11 protein-coding genes and 1 pseudogene are annotated in these 15,595 nt (G+C 42.3%); 10 read left to right on the top strand and 2 right to left on the bottom strand.

All coding sequences use genetic code 11. The features are described from left to right. Positions 1-71: 71 nt before the first annotated feature. Together F6K51_RS20530 and F6K51_RS20525 are read right to left on the bottom strand one after the other, a co-directional pair. Positions 72-1,688, bottom strand: a complete 1,617-nt coding sequence (locus tag F6K51_RS20530) for an iron uptake porin (RefSeq protein ID WP_293023554.1) — start codon at positions 1,686-1,688, stop codon at positions 72-74. 134 nt (positions 1,689-1,822) lie between these two features. After that, positions 1,823-3,604 carry an ATP-binding protein gene (locus tag F6K51_RS20525; protein WP_293023552.1) on the bottom strand — a complete coding sequence of 594 codons (1,782 nt, stop codon included), beginning with the start codon at positions 3,602-3,604 and terminating at the stop codon, positions 1,823-1,825. Positions 3,605-4,095: 491 nt separating this feature from the next. On the opposite strand from F6K51_RS20525, the gene urtA reads away from it, so the two are divergent. The 10 genes and pseudogenes from urtA (at position 4,096) to F6K51_RS20475 (ending at position 15,455) form a co-directional block, all read left to right on the top strand. Next, positions 4,096-5,388 carry an urea ABC transporter substrate-binding protein gene (urtA, locus tag F6K51_RS20520; protein ID WP_293023549.1) on the top strand — a complete coding sequence of 431 codons (1,293 nt, stop codon included), beginning with the start codon at positions 4,096-4,098 and terminating at the stop codon, positions 5,386-5,388. A gap of 187 nt (positions 5,389-5,575) precedes the next feature. Then, entirely contained in the window at positions 5,576-6,745 is a 1,170-nt protein-coding gene (locus F6K51_RS20515) for a branched-chain amino acid ABC transporter permease (RefSeq protein ID WP_293023546.1), read from the top strand. A gap of 34 nt (positions 6,746-6,779) precedes the next feature. Continuing rightward, complete coding sequence (locus tag F6K51_RS20510; protein ID WP_293023544.1) at positions 6,780-6,929, top strand: hypothetical protein; 150 nt, start codon at positions 6,780-6,782, stop codon at positions 6,927-6,929. Continuing rightward, positions 6,913-8,079, top strand: coding sequence for an urea ABC transporter permease subunit UrtC (gene urtC, locus F6K51_RS20505; protein WP_293023541.1), 1,167 nt, complete (start codon positions 6,913-6,915; stop codon positions 8,077-8,079). The genes F6K51_RS20510 and urtC overlap by 17 nt, the downstream gene beginning before the upstream one ends. Continuing rightward, positions 8,069-8,248 (top strand): hypothetical protein, encoded by a 180-nt coding sequence (locus F6K51_RS20500; RefSeq protein ID WP_293023539.1) that lies wholly within the window; start codon positions 8,069-8,071, stop codon positions 8,246-8,248. The genes urtC and F6K51_RS20500 overlap by 11 nt, the downstream gene beginning before the upstream one ends. A 247-nt stretch (positions 8,249-8,495) precedes the next feature. Then, positions 8,496-9,233, top strand: a pseudogene (gene urtD, locus F6K51_RS38510) (urea ABC transporter ATP-binding protein UrtD); the annotation flags it as partial. A gap of 567 nt (positions 9,234-9,800) precedes the next feature. Further along, complete coding sequence (locus tag F6K51_RS20490) at positions 9,801-9,938, top strand: hypothetical protein (RefSeq protein ID WP_293023533.1); 138 nt, start codon at positions 9,801-9,803, stop codon at positions 9,936-9,938. Positions 9,939-10,052: 114 nt separating this feature from the next. Next, positions 10,053-10,754, top strand: coding sequence for an urea ABC transporter ATP-binding subunit UrtE (gene urtE, locus F6K51_RS20485; protein WP_293023530.1), 702 nt, complete (start codon positions 10,053-10,055; stop codon positions 10,752-10,754). Positions 10,755-10,972: 218 nt separating this feature from the next. Then, positions 10,973-11,209 carry a hypothetical protein gene (locus F6K51_RS20480; RefSeq protein WP_293023527.1) on the top strand — a complete coding sequence of 79 codons (237 nt, stop codon included), beginning with the start codon at positions 10,973-10,975 and terminating at the stop codon, positions 11,207-11,209. A gap of 124 nt (positions 11,210-11,333) precedes the next feature. Further along, on the top strand, positions 11,334-15,455 hold the full coding sequence (locus tag F6K51_RS20475; RefSeq protein ID WP_293023525.1) for a leucine-rich repeat domain-containing protein: 4,122 nt from the start codon (positions 11,334-11,336) through the stop codon (positions 15,453-15,455). The last annotated feature ends 140 nt before the right edge of the window (positions 15,456-15,595 follow it).

Raw genomic sequence — 15,595 nt, 5'->3', positions numbered from 1 at the left:
TTTTCAATTTTTAAGTCACAGCCATGAGCTCTACCGTATTATAAGTAATTAACCGGACTTGGGATTAGGTCTTAGAATTTGAATGTAGTTCTCAAAGCACCAATCACGACATCCTCGTTATCACTGTCTCCAAATGGAGCAGCAATCCAGATTAATCCGGGAGTAATCGAGATATTATCATTTACCTGATACTTGTAGAAGCCTTCAACATGAATGGCGGTATCATCATCACCACCAACATAAGGCTCAGAACCAGCGATTATACCAAGTAAGTTACCTTCTTTGCCAAAGTCTGGTAATGCTAGTCCTAGACCGTAGTACCAAATCTCAGCATCACCATTGCCACCAGAAGCTTGTTCAGCATCGGTGTAGCCACCATAGGCATTAATTACTAAATTGGGAGAGAATCGAAAAGAGGCTTCTACGCCGTAGGAGTTAGTGTTGGCAGTGACATCTGCTCCATCACCAAAGGGTGCCCTGGCGTTTTCAGTTCCGACACCTGTATCAAAGATAGCGTTGCCATCATCAAAGTCATTGAAGTAGGCACGAACGTAGGTGAAGGCTAACTGGAAGCTGTCGCTAGGGGAAAATGTCAGCTGACCTAAGGCAGAAAACTCACCATTGAATAAACCCTGACCTTCAGAGGGGTCAAAGGAATTGCCACCAAAGTAACCTGCACTCAATACTACCGCATCGGCGAGGCTAAAGTTGATGCCTAGTCCACCACCTGCGCCTAAACCAATTTTATAGATGGGGCTAGATTCAGCATAGCTGGAAAGAACACCACTAGCACCAGTGAAGTCATCCAGGTAGGGGCTGATGGTGGGGACGAAATCTTGCCAAAGGGGAAACGCAGCTGGCAGATAAACATCAATATTATCCCCAATCGGGAAGTAGTAGGCTAGCCAACCAATACCCAGATCGTTGCCGCTGTCAAAGCTGTAAGTAAAGGCACCTTGGTCTGTGCCATCAAAGGTAGCTGCATTACCGGCATCCAGACGGGTGTAGAGCGCATCTTTACCGGTGAAACTGGAGACAAACGCTAAACGTACCCGGTCTTGGAACACGACTTGGTTGTCACTGTCTTCACCAAAGGCGTTGGCAATAGAGAAGACCACTTCCCCTTCTAGCTTGGTGGTGGTAGAAAACTGATGGTCTTCTAAAAATGCCACCCGTCCTTCTAAGTTATCGACTCGTGCACCGAGAGTAGCCAATTCTGATTCAAACTCCTGAATCAGCCGTTGCAGGGTTTCTAAGTCTTCACGAGTGATAAAATCAGCGGTAGACGCAGCAATTAAACGCTCAATTTGGTTCAAGCAAGCATTTAAACCAGCGGCAAATTCATACCGGGTTGTTGCCCGATTCCCACGAAACGTGCGATTGGGGTATCCTGCAATACAACCGTAGCGCTCTACTAAACTCCGTAGCGCTTCATAAGCCCAGTCTCCAGGAGATACATCACGCAGTTGGGAAACACTGGTGACTTGACCCATGGAAGCTGACTCTTGTTTACTCTGTTTGATGAGTTTATCAACCGACACCTGCTTTGATTGTGCAGGCATTTGCGACCGGTTTACTGAATCAATGATTTCTGAAACCTCTTGTGCGATCGCAACCTCAGATGCTGCCCATTGGGATACCAACATCAATGGACTCATCAGTAACATCGAGCGTAATTGTTTATTCATTGTTCTCACTCACACCTGTCATCAGTCTAATGGATGAAAGTAACAAAGCTCTGACCAGGTGTTTGTAGTCTTTGATACAAAATATTACTTATATAGTTGACTCGTGACAGTACTCTGTCAGCACCTAGGCACAACTATATTGGCAAACTAATGACAAACTCGGCTCCCTGAGCTGGTTCTGAAGCCACCTCAATTTTCCCCCGATGGTGGGTAATAATTTGGTAGCTAATGGCCAGTCCCAAGCCAGTTCCCTTACCTGGGTCTTTGGTAGTGAAAAATGGGTCAAAGATCCGGTCTTTAATTGCTGCGGCAATCCCAGGGCCATTGTCAGCGATTCGGATAACTACCCAGTTTTGGTCAACTAGCTCAGTTTGAATCCGAATGGTGAAGACTGGGGATGGGCAAGATTCGACACTCTTGTGTTCTATAGCATCAAGGGCATTTTCCAAGATACTCATAAATACCTGATTCAGTTGAGCTGGGTAGCAATCCACCAAAGGTAAATCCCCATACTGCTTGATCACCTCAATCCCTGGCTTGAGACGGTTGCTGAGCAGAACGAGGGTATTGTCAATTCCTTCATGGATGTTAACCGGTTTGATCTTGGCTTCATCCAATCGGGAAAAATTCCTCATCGAAAGCACAATTTCACGAATGCGCTCAGCTCCCCCTTTCATGGAAGCGATGATTTTAGGCAAGTCTTGGGCCAAAAATTCCAGATCAATCTCTTCTAGCTGATTTTGAATCTCTGGGTCAGGGTTGGGATAATACTGCTGATAGAGTTCCACCAGAGAGAGTAAATCCTCAATATAATCACTGGCAAAGAACAGATTGCCGTAGATAAAGTTGATCGGATTGTTCATTTCATGGGCAATACCAGCCACCATAGTACCCAAACTGGACATTTTTTCGTTTTGAATCAGCTGGATTTCCGTTTGCTGGAGTTCGTGGGTGTAGTCAGCCATACCGTGAATCAGCTGATTGAGAGAAGTGGCTAAGACACCCACTTCATCTCGGGTCGTGACTGGTGCTTGCAGGGTGAAGTTAGACTCCTGTTTGACCTGTTCGGTGATCTCAGTCAGGCTTTTGAGTCGCTGTGCGATCGCATTACTGGTATGAATAGCTAATAGGATTGCGATCGCAACTGAGGCGATCATACTGCTGTAGATGATCCCAAAGCAGCACTGCTCAGCACGCTTGAGGGCACTCAAGGCTTGCGTCTGTTTGACTTGAGCTGCTCTAATCAGCTGGTCTGACTTCTCAAAAAAGCTTTCTAGGGCAGTGGTTAATTCAGGATTGTTCTGTTCCAACAGTTGCCTTTGGGCAAGTTTAAGCGCACCTAAGGGTAAGTTTCCAGACTCTATTTCCGACAACAGGGATTGAATCAGAGTCTTGTAGGCATCAATAATGATCCTGTTGGTCTTCACTAAATCCAGTAACTGATTGGTATTCGTATGAGAACAGGTCTCAAACTCTCTGACAAACTCTTCCGCTTCCAACAGCAGTTGCTGAGCTTGGTCAATTTTCTCTTGAACCAGCTGTAGGTCTTCCATGGGAACAGCAACAGGAGGTGCGACCCGAACGCGCACCTTTAGGGAATTTAATTCGCCAAGGTCAAGCGCACCTAAGTAGGCATAGGAACGTAAGTCTAAAATCGCGATTTGTAAATTTTTCAGGAGATGTTCTTGTTTTTGGGAACGAGTGAGTTCAGCCAGTGCTGCCTTTTGGTAATGCTGGCCAATCCCTAATCCAGTCGTTGTTCCCAAAATTGCCAAACCAATGGAGAGTGCATACCCAACAAAAACTTTCTGCCTAATGCTTGCACTGGCTAGGAATTGATTGATCCAGCTGATTCTGGATGCCCCTGAGTTAGGGTGACATCCAGTGTGAAATCCTTGGAAATTCTCCCCTGACAAAGCTTAAATCTCGCCAAATGTTAGCCGATGAGCCGAAGCGTGTTTATTAATACATCAACCTTATGGTCAATCTGTACACTGAGTTACAAGACAACAGTAAGTTTATAAGTTGAGCAATAAAACATGAATAGGTGATGCCTAATGACTTCAACATGCTATTTTTAGGCAAAACTATGCTTTTTTCGAAGTTATTGAACCATAGTAACAGGTACTGGCTTCGCTTGCTCTCTCTTGCTTTTGTAAAGGAGGTTTTGCTTATCCAGGCTGTAAAGAGTTGATTAACAGAATGTGAATACTTAGTGCTCAGCATGGGTAGATCTGATCCAAAAAAATGTTAAAAAATGTCAATCTTTCATGAACTGCTGGAAAATTTAGCTTGTTTGTATCCTACTTAACAGTTTACTTGTCATCGTAGGTCTAATATCACACCCTAGCTTCGCAATTTTTTCAATGAGGCTACACCTAAATTTGGTAGAGGATGGTACGAAAGTATGGTAAGTGGATTAGGACGACGTAAATTTCTGCTTTATAGCTCGGCAGCATTGGGAACCAGTCTTCTGTTGAAGGCTTGCGCTGAAGACAGCTCGGGTCCTTCAGAGGCTAGTGCTGGTGGGGAAGACACGATCAAAGTGGGTATTCTCCACTCCCTGACTGGCACCATGGCAATTAGTGAGACTACTGTGGTGGAAGCTGAAAAGCTTGCTATCAAGGAGATTAATGAAGCTGGGGGAGTATTAGGCAAGAAAATTGAGCCTATTGTTGAAGATGGTGCGTCTGACTGGCCAACCTTTGCTGAGAAAGCGGCCAAACTGATTGATAAGGATCAAGTCGTTACTATTTTTGGTTGCTGGACATCGGCTAGTCGTAAGGCTGTGCTACCAGTGTTTGAATCCAAAGACCATATGCTGTGGTATCCTGTGCAGTACGAAGGGCAGGAATGTTCCAAGAATATTTTCTACACAGGTGCTGCACCAAATCAGCAGATTGAGCCAGCGGTAGAGTGGTTGCTGGAAAACAAGGGCAAAAAGTTTTTCTTAGTGGGCTCGGATTATGTTTTCCCTCGCACCGCTAACACAATTATTAAGGAGCAACTCAAAGCTCTGGGTGGAGAGACCGTGGGCGAGGATTACCTTCCCCTTGGTAATACAGAAGTTACCCCGATCATTTCTAAGATTAAAGCCGCACTACCAGATGGTGGCGTAATCTTTAACAGTCTCAACGGGGATAGTAACGTCGCTTTCTTCAAACAACTCAAGGGTGCTGGACTCACTCCAGATAAATATCCCACGATGTCGGTGAGTATTGCAGAAGAGGAAGTCCGGCAGATCGGTCCAGAATTTCTAATTGGTCAGTACGCCGCCTGGAACTACTTCCAATCTGTCGATAGCCTCGATAATAAGCAGTTTGTGGAAGCCTTCAAAGCCGAGTATGGCGAAGACCGGGTAACCAACGACCCCATGGAAGCCGCTTACATTATGGTTTACCTATGGAAGCAGGCGGTAGAGCAAGCTGGAACTACTGACCTAGAGCCTGTGCGCAAAGCTGCTATCGGTCAAAAATTTGGCGCACCAGAAGGACCAGTAGAGATGTATCCGAATCATCACATCTCTAAGACAGTGCGCATTGGTGAAATCCAAGCCGATGGTCAGTTCAAAATTGTCTCATCCACACCTAAACCAGTTTCTCCCATCCCCTGGAATCAATATGTAGCGGAAACGAAAGGGTATGGGTGTGACTGGACTGATCCCAATAAGGGAGGAAAGTACAAAAAGGAGAAAGCATAAGTGATCAAGGATGAATTATGACCTATGAAGTAAACTACTTAGCATTTAAAATCGAGTTTTGTTAGTTGAGTGTTGAGTGCTTAATGTAAACTTCAAAAACATAAAAATAAAGTAGTTTTCACCATTCATAATTCATCCTCAATAATTCATCATTTATCCTTCATAATTCATAGTTAATTATTAAATTGTGCTGCCACTTTTAGAAGGAATTTTTAACGGGATTAGTATTGGCTCAGTGCTACTGATTGCTGCCCTAGGACTAGCGGTTGTCTTTGGACTGATGGGCGTGATTAATCTTGCTCACGGCGAGTTAATGATGTTGGGCGCTTATACAACTTATGTTGTCCAAAATACCTTTAAAGCCTTTTTGGGCGATTCGTTGTTTAATGTCTATATATTTTTTGCCCTGCCCATAGCTTTTCTGGTGGCAGCGTTGGTAGGACTGGTATTAGAGAGGGGGGTGATTCGTTATCTATATGGGCGACCGTTGGAAACCCTTCTCGCTACTTGGGGGGTAAGTTTGATATTGCGGCAGTTTGTCCGCAGTGTAAATTGGGTATTGGTGATTGGGATTGGGGTATTTTGCCTGCTGTTTTTTGGGTCAAGGTGGGTTCTAAGCCGTCGTTTAGATTGGCAGAGAATTCGCAATTGGGCGATCGCTTTGATGGTATTCTTATCTCTAGGAATTGCCATCGTAACTGGGGTGTTGTTAGGACAAACGGGTCAACGGGCAATTACTCGACCTTGGTTTAGTGCCAGAAATGTAGACGTGACTCCACCAGCATGGCTTCAAGGGGGATTTCCCATTGGTAACTTCCAATTGCCCTATGCCCGGATCTTTATCATTATTTTGACGATTATTTGTCTATTGGGAACCTACTGGTTCTTAAATCGCTCCAGTTGGGGATTAAGGATTCGAGCTGTTACCCAAAATCGCAGTATGAGTGCTTGCTTAGGTATCCCTACAGAAACGGTAGATGCGTTAACATTTGCCCTAGGTTCTGGTTTAGCTGGTGTAGCAGGTTGTGCGATTACATTACTAGGTTCTGTTGGTCCCAATACTGGTCAAAATTATATCGTCGATACCTTTATGGTGGTAGTAGTTGGCGGTGTCGGAAACTTATTCGGAAGCATAATAGCCGCCCTCGCAATTGGTACACTTACCTATCTGATTGGTTCGGGAAGCATAGCCTTTATGTTGATGCCAGTAGAGTTCCTGAAACCGGTAACGGACTTCTTTACCTTCTTTGCGACCACCAGTATGGCAAAAGTTATGGTTTTCGCTTTAATTATTACCTTTTTACAAGTGAGACCTTCAGGAATATTCCCACAAAAAGGACGCACGGCAGAATTATAGCGTTTATCGTACTTATGAGGTACAGTCAATTGTATTGCCCCGATTCCCTACTCCCTACTCCCTACTCCCTACTCCCTACTCCCTACTCCCTACTCCCTACTCCCTACTCCCTTTGCTAAAGTACCTCACTAAATTGAGAACTGCTATAGTTGCTATTTTCATAAATTATGACGTATGTATCTAGAACACAAGCCATTAAAAAGCAGCGGCGACGAAAGTTAATCATAGAAATAGTAGCAATCGTAGCAATTGCTCTAGTTTTCGCGTTATTAATGCCAGCAATTTTGCCGGATTTTCGCCTCAAGCTGTTGGGGCGTTTTTTGTCATTATCTATTGTCGCGATTGGGATTGACCTGATTTGGGGGTATACCGGACTGCTGAGTCTAGGACATGGTATATTTTTTGCGTTGGGGGGCTATGCTTTTGCTATGCACCTCAAACTGCAATTACCAGAAGGAGAAATACCGGAATTCTTCACCCTCTATGGAGTGAAAGAACTCCCATTCTTCTGGCAGCCATTTTATTCGTTTCCTTTCACCCTAATTGCTATTGTTTTAATTCCCAGTATCGTGGCAGGATTGCTGGGTTATCTGGTATTTCGTAACCGGATTAAAGGGGTTTATTTCTCGATTTTGACCCAAGCCGCACTGCTGGTTTTATTCAATTTTTTCAATGGGCAGCAAAAGCTAATTAATGGTACTAATGGGTTGAAAACTGATACAGAAACCCTGTTTGGAATGTTAGTAAGTTCTAAACAAGCTCAGTTAGCTTTCTACGAAATTAGTATCCTGTGTGTGGTTCTGATCTACTTATTGTGCCGTTGGTTAACCAGTGGACGTTTTGGTCGGTTGTTAATTGCCATACGGGATGATGAGAATCGGGTGCGTTTCTCTGGCTACGATCCTACCGGATTCAAAGTCCTGGTATTTGCGGTTTCTGGGGGAATCGCTGGAGTGGCTGGGGCGCTTTATACCGTACAATCAGGGATTGTTACCCCCAGCTATATGGAAGTAGCGTTTTCCATTGAGATGGTGATTTGGGTGGCTGTGGGAGGACGAGCAACTCTAGTGGGAGCAATTCTGGGTACTTTATTAGTCAGACTAGCTCAAACCTTGTTGAGTGAGCAATTTCCTGAAGTTTGGCTATTTTTCCAGGGCGCGCTGTTCCTAATTGTAGTGACAGTACTGCCTAATGGTATTGTCGGCTGGTTGCGAGACGAGGGAATTGAACAAATGCGATCGCTTTTTGGTACCGAAAAACCAGTGATAACAACTTATCCCAGCCTAGAAAAAGATCCAGTAGTCCAACGGGAAAAAGAAGAGATTGGTCGTTAAACTGGTCTTGATTTACAGCGCTCTTCATTATCGGGAGTCGGGAGTCGGGAGTCGGGAGTCGGGAGTCGGGAGTCGGGAGTCGGGGGATAGGGTTTGTTTTATAGCAATTCTCTATGCCATGAGGTACAAAGGGATCCCCCTAAATCCCCCTTATCAAGGGGGACTTTGAGGTTGAGAAGCATACCTCATAAATCCTAGAAACGCTATATAACTGAACAATATCCCATTTAAATGCACAACAGCTTAGTTATTATTCATTAGTTATTTACCCCATTCGCGACTGCATCAAGACAATGATTTACACATAATTTTTTCCCGATTCCCGATTCCCTACTCCCGATTCCCTACTCCCGATTCCCGATTCCCGATTCCCGATTCCCGATTCCCTACTCCCTACTCCCTATTCCCTAAAAACAATGAACTCAAAAATTCTTGAAATTGATAACTTAACTGTAAGTTTTGACGGCTTTAAAGCAATTAACCAGTTTAACTTTAGTATGGATACTGGGGAATTGCGAGTGATGATTGGTCCTAATGGTGCTGGGAAAACTACGTTTCTGGATGTAGTGACTGGGAAAGTACAGCCCACGGAGGGACGGGTGTTGTTTAAAGGAAGGGATTTGCGAGGCTTATCGGAACACCAAATCTCTCGCTTCGGGATCGGTCGAAAATTTCAGACACCACGAGTTTACCTAAATCTAACGGTTCGGGAAAACTTAGATTTAGCCTGCAATCGTGATAAAAATGTCTTTTCCACCCTGTTTGGACGTACATTACCGGGGGAAAAACGGACAGTAGCGGGTTTGCTGCAAACCATTGGGTTAGTGGAAAAAGCGAATTTACTGGCCGAGTTACTCTCCCATGGGGAAAAACAGCGGTTAGAAATTGGGATGTTAGTGGCTCAGGCTCCGGATTTATTACTAGTAGATGAACCGGTGGCTGGTTTAACCGATGAAGAGACAGAAAATGTAGGAGATTTGCTGTTAGCTCTAGCCAAGAGTCATTCCATTATTGTGATTGAACACGATATGGAATTCGTGCGCCAGATTGCTCGTCAAGTAACCGTGTTACATCAGGGTTCAGTGTTGTGTGAAGGCACAATGGATCAAGTCCAAAATGACCCCAGGGTGATTGAAGTGTATTTAGGACAAAAGCCATCGATTACAGCAGAGCAAATGAAAATGCTACGGATTGTGTCTGCTATGGCTTGGTCTGATGGTAATCTGGCACGAGAAGAAGTTGATGTGATCATATCTCGCTTTAGCCAAGTGTTTGCTACAGATGCAGAACAACAGCAACAATTACAACAAGAATTACAGAATTATTTAGCACTTAATGTTCCTATCGAAGAGTTGACTAGTGAAATAGAAAGTATTGAAGAACGAAAACTAATCGTAAAGCTGGCTTATGAAGTGATTAAATCAAGTTCCCGTACACCTACCGAACCAAAAATTAATGATGCTGAAGCAGCGGCTTACCAAAACTTAGTGAAGCTGTTGGATCTGCCAGCAGAAGTGGTAAAAACCTTGGAAGCAGAAGTAGGAGAAGGGTAAAGGGTAAAGTGCTATATAGCAATTTTACGACTTGTGAGGTACAAATATCTAGGTTTTAGGGAGCAGGGAGCAGGGAGCAGGGAGCAGGGATTAGGCAAGAGTGAAACAATCCTGTATACCTCATGAGTCCTAGAAACGCTATAGCATTTAAGGCAATAGGCAATAGGCATGCTAGCAATAGTTAATCCACTATATAGGGATTTTTGCGATTCCCGATTCCCAATTCCCAATTCCCGATTCCCGATTCCCAATTCCCAATTCCCGATTCCCGATTCCCGATTCCCGATTCTAAATTCTAAATTCTAAATTCTAAATTCCCGATTCTAACTTCTAACTTCTAACTTCTAACTTCTAACTTCCCGATTCCCGATTCCCGATTCCCAATTCTAAATTCTAACTTCTAACTTCTAAAAAACTCTTATGCTGCAAATTTCCAATTTAAATGTCTACTACGGTGAAAGCCACATTCTCAGAAATGTAGATTTGAATGTACCAGCAGGACAAATGGTTTGCCTGATTGGACGGAATGGTGTGGGCAAAACTACTCTTCTCAAAACGATTATGGGATTACTGAAACCCCGCACTGGCACGATTACCTTTGCTGGTCAACCCCTGACTAAACTATCTACCGATAAACGAGCCAGATTAGGGATTGGCTATGTGCCCCAGGGGAGGGAGATTATCCCTCGGGTAACGGTGAAAGAGAATTTGTTGCTGGGTTTAGAAGCACGTCGAGGGGGTAGAAAGACTGAAGACGACATCCTAGACAATATCTTTGAGCTGTTTCCAGTCTTAAAATCAATGTTGTCCCGGATGGGTGGTGACTTGAGTGGTGGACAACAGCAACAATTAGCGATCGCACGGGCATTAATGGGACGTCCTCAGTTATTAGTGTTAGACGAACCTACCGAAGGGATTCAACCGTCGATTATTTTGGAAATTGAAGCGGCTGTGCGCCGGATTATTGAAACTACTGGGATTTCTGTGCTCTTGGTGGAGCAGCATCTACATTTTGTCCGACAAGCTGACCGCTACTATGCTATGCAGAAGGGTGGAATTGTGGCATCTGGCGCGACTAGTGAACTGAGTCAGGATGTGATTCAGCAATTTTTAGCGGTTTGAATCGTTACATAGCGGTTTTCAATTTGATGAGGTACAGAATTTCTGGTTTTAGGGAACAGGGAACAGGGAACAGGGAACAGGGAAGAGTAACCCAACCCTAACCCCTCCCAGGAGGGTAAGAGGGAACAGGGAAAAAAACTGTGTACCTCATTAGGGCAAAAACCGCTATATATAGCATATATAATATCTTACAATACTAGTGTATTGAATTATAAATTATGTCTAACAATCCTTATTACAATCTTAGTGTTGATGACCAAACGATCATCATCAAGATTGATAAGACAGCAATTGATTATCAGCAACTGACCCAACTCCTCAACTATCTTGAACTCAAGTCAATCAGCCAGCGCAGTCAACTCACAGAAGAGGTAGCGGCTGAATTAGCTGATGAGATTGACTCTACGGTTTGGTCTAAGGTTAAGTCTAAACTTGATAAGTATAGCAGTTTTTAGTTTAATGAGGTACATAGGATTTTTTCCCTCTTATCTGTTCCCTGCTCCCTGTTCCCTAAAAACCAAAAATTTGTACCTAACCTAATTAAAAACCGCTATAATTGATAATTACTAAGTGATAAAAATGGCTGTACCAGAACGTTTTGTTAAGAAAATAATAGAAGCAAAAGAGAAGCAACTTAAACAGTTAGATTTAAGCAGTCCTATTTTTTTTAACGATGGTGACCAGTTAACTAAAATTCCAACTGAAGTTTTTAATTTATCACAGTTGGAAGTATTGAACTTAAGGGATAATCAATTAACAACAGTCCCAGAATTTCTGACCAAGCTTACCAACTTAACCCAGCTTGATTTAAGCGGAAATCAATTAACAACAGTCCCAGAATCCCTGACCAAGCTTACCAACTTAACCCAGCTTGATTTAAGCGGAAATCAATTAACAACAGTCCCAGAATCCCTGACCAAGCTTACCAACTTAACCCAGATTAATTTAAGCGGAAATCAATTAACAACAGTCCCAGAATCCCTGACCAAGCTTACCAACTTAACCCAGATTAATTTAAGCTTTACTCAATTAACAACAGTCCCAGAATCCATCGAAAAGCTTACCAACTTAACCCAGCTTGATTTAATCTATAATAAATTCACAACAGTCCCAGAATCCCTCACTAAGCTTACCAACTTAACCCAGATTAATTTAAGCTATAATCAATTAACAACAGTTCCCGAATCCCTCACCAAGCTAACCAAATTAACCCAGCTTGATTTAAGCGATAATCAATTAACAACAGTTCCAGAAGCCATCGGAAAGCTAACCAACTTAACCCAGCTTAATTTAAGCGGAAATCAATTAACAACAGTTCCAGAAGCCATCGAAAAACTTACCAACTTAACCCAGCTGGATTTAAGGGGCAATCAATTAACAACAGTCCCAGAATCCCTCACCAAGCTAACCAAATTAACCCAGCTTGATTTAAGCTATAATCAATTAACAACAGTCCCAGAATCCCTCACCAAGCTAACCTTAACCCAGCTGGATTTAAGCGGAAATCAATTAACAACAGTCCCAGAAGCTATCGGAAAACTTACCAACTTAACCCAGCTGGATTTAAGGGGCAATCAATTAACAACAGTCCCAGAAACCATCGGAAAACTTACTAACTTAACCCAGCTTGATTTAAGCGATAATCAATTAACAAAAGTCCCAGAAGCCATCGGAAAACTTACTAACTTAACCCAGCTTGATTTAAGCGATAATCAATTAACAAAAGTCCCAGAATCCCTCACCAAGCTTAGCAACTTAATCCAGCTGTACTTAAACGATAATCAATTAACAACAGTCCCAGAATCCCTTACCAAATTAACTCAATTAACTGAGTTTTATTTAAGCGATAATCAATTAACAACAGTCCCAGAATTCATCGGAAATATAACTAACTTAACCCAGCTGGATTTAAGCAAAAATAAATTAACAACAGTCCCAGAAGCCATCGGAAAGCTAACTAACTTAACCGAACTTAATTTAAACTTGAACCAATTAAAAACAATCCCAGAATCCCTTACAAATCTTACCAACTTAACCCAGCTTGATTTAATCTATAATCAATTAACAACAGTCCCAGAAACCATCCGAAAGCTAAGCAACTTAACCCAGCTGGATTTAAGCGGAAATCAATTAACAACAGTCCCAGAAGCCATCGGAAAGCTAAGCAACTTAACCCAGCTTAATTTAAGCGGAAATCCATTCATAACAGTCCCAGAAGCCATCGGAAAGCTAACTAAATTAACCCAGCTTGATTTAAGCGAAAATTACTTAACAACAGTCCCAAAATATCTCACCAAGCTAACCAAATTAACCCAGCTTAATTTAAGTACAAATTACTTAACAATAGTCCCAAAATATCTCACCAAGCTAACCAAATTAACCCAGCTGGATTTAAGGGGCAATCAATTAACAACAGTCCCAGAATATCTGGAAAAGCTTGCCAAATTAACCCAGCTGGATTTAAGCGGAAATCAATTAACAACAGTCCCAGAATCCATCGGCAAACTTGCCAACTTAACCAAGCTGTATTTAAGGAATAATCAATTAACAAAAGTACCAAAAACTATCGAAAAGCTTGCCAAATTAACCCAGCTTGACTTAAGCGATAATCTATTAAAAACAGTCCCAGAATCCCTCACCAAGCTTACCAACTTAACCCAGCTTGCTTTGTCTACAAATCAATTAAAAAAAGTTCCAGAATCCCTCACCAAGCTTGCCAACTTAACCCAGCTTGATTTAAGCTATAATCAATTAACAACAGTCCCAGAATCCCTCACCAATATAGCCAATTTAACCAACCTTAATTTAAGCAAAAATCCCCTTGAAACTCCACCAATAGAAATTGCAGAAGATGGTATTGAAGCAATCAGAGATTATTTCCGACAACTGAAAGAAGGGAAAGATTATATCTATGAAGCAAAACTCCTGATTGTCGGGGAAGCAGGTGCTGGAAAAACAACACTAGCCAAAAAGATAGAAAACCCAGACTATCAACTACAGCAAAACGAAAAATCTACAGAAGGAATTGACATTATCCAATGGACATTTCCACTGGATAACGGTCGAGACTTTCGGGTTAATATCTGGGACTTTGGGGGACAAGAAATTTATCACGCCACCCATCAATTCTTCCTGACCAAACGTTCCCTTTACACCCTAGTGGCAGATACCAGGAAAGAAGACACAGATTTCTACTACTGGCTTAATATAGTAGAACTCTTAAGCGACAACAGTCCTCTCTTAATTATCAAGAATGAGAAACAAAATCGTCATAGAGAAATAAACGAACGCGCCTTACGAGGACAGTTTACCAATTTGAAAGAAACCCTAGCAACCAACCTAGCGACTAACCGAGGTTTAGAGGATAGTCTTACCCAAATTAAATTTTATATTAGCAACCTCCCCCACATCAAAGAAGCAGCTTTACCTAGAACATGGAAACAAGTCAGAGAAGCTTTAGAAGAAGATAGCCGTAATTACATCAGTCTGGATGAATATCTAAGGATCTGCTCAAACAATGGGTTTACTTTATACAAAGATAAATTACAGTTAAGTGGGTACCTACACGATCTGGGAGTGTGTTTGCATTTTCAGGATGACCCTCTATTAAAGAAAACGGTGATTCTCAAACCGGAATGGGGGACTTATGCTGTCTATAAAGTGCTAGATAACGATCAAGTTATTCGCCATCTAGGTTGCTTTAACCGCGCTGATTTAGAAAAAATTTGGTCTGAAGAAAACTATGCTTATATGCAGGATGAACTGCTACAATTGATGATGAAGTTTCAACTTTGCTATCCAATCCCTGGGAGTAAAGATAACTACATCGCGCCACAACTACTAACGTTAAATCAACCTGATTATGATTGGGATGAATCTGACAATCTAATTCTCCGCTATACCTATGACTTCATGCCCAAAGGTATTATAACTCGGTTTATTGTGGTAATGCATAAGTGGATTTACCAGCAGCAATATGTCTGGAGAAGTGGGGTTATATTAAACAAAGATAACACCAAAGCAGAAGTAATTGAAGATTACGAACAGCGAGAAATTAAAATTAGAGTTACTGGTAGACATAAACGAGACTTGTTGACTACTATTACTTACGAACTAGATCAGATCCATGATTCTTATCACCGATTGAAGTGTAGTAAGTTAATCCCCTGTAATTGTTCTACTTGTAAAAACAGTCAAACTCCTTATTTCTATGAATTTGATAAATTAAGAGAGCGGATTGCTTATGGTAAGGATACGATTGAATGTGGTAGTCCTCCCTATAAGACAGTTGAGGTATTATGTTTAATTGATGATGTGATAGGTTTAAAGCAGTTCAATAAAGATGAAGAAGCAGATATAGATCGACAGCAAAACAAAGCTGATAGATCTATTATTATTAATAATAACATTGAAGCGACAGGGAGTCAAACTATGTCTGAAAAAAACGAATTCAAGGTTGGAGACGGAAGTACGGTAATAGGAGCAGGAGGTAGAGAGTCTAACAACAATACTATCAACCCTACTGTCAATCAGTTACCCACAGAGAAGAAATGGAATCTCTCCAATAAACTTGCTCTGATCGGCATAATAGCGACTTTATTTGTAGGATTAGGGGCTTGGCTGTTTAGCGGACTTCTTAATGACAAGGTAATAGATTGGTTTAGTCCAGAGCCAGGAACACAACAAGAGCAAGTAGATTAATCGTAGGGTGTGTCTTATTGCCTCGGAGATCCCCCATTATCCCCCTTAAAAAAGGGGGACTTTGACTATGGCTCCCCCCTTTTTTAAGGGGGGCTGGGGGGGATCATAATCTTGCGGAAAACTTTGAAAACACGCCCTAG

This window comes from Moorena sp. SIO3I8 (genome assembly GCF_010692325.1).
In the GTDB taxonomy this organism is placed as follows: Bacteria; Cyanobacteriota; Cyanobacteriia; order Cyanobacteriales; family Coleofasciculaceae; genus Moorena.
This window is presented reverse-complemented; position numbering and strand designations above follow the sequence as displayed.

Bases quoted from the DNA above. Each gene is read 5' to 3' on its own strand.
- F6K51_RS20530 (WP_293023554.1), bottom strand. From the start codon at position 1,688: ATGAATAAACAATTACGCTCGATGTTACTGATGAGTCCATTGATGTTG.
- urtA (WP_293023549.1), top strand. From the start codon at position 4,096: ATGGTAAGTGGATTAGGACGACGTAAATTTCTGCTTTATAGCTCGGCA.
- urtC (WP_293023541.1), top strand. From the start codon at position 6,913: ATGACGTATGTATCTAGAACACAAGCCATTAAAAAGCAGCGGCGACGA.
- F6K51_RS20490 (WP_293023533.1), top strand. From the start codon at position 9,801: ATGCTAGCAATAGTTAATCCACTATATAGGGATTTTTGCGATTCCCGA.
- urtE (WP_293023530.1), top strand. From the start codon at position 10,053: ATGCTGCAAATTTCCAATTTAAATGTCTACTACGGTGAAAGCCACATT.
- F6K51_RS20480 (WP_293023527.1), top strand. From the start codon at position 10,973: ATGTCTAACAATCCTTATTACAATCTTAGTGTTGATGACCAAACGATC.
- F6K51_RS20475 (WP_293023525.1), top strand. From the start codon at position 11,334: ATGGCTGTACCAGAACGTTTTGTTAAGAAAATAATAGAAGCAAAAGAG.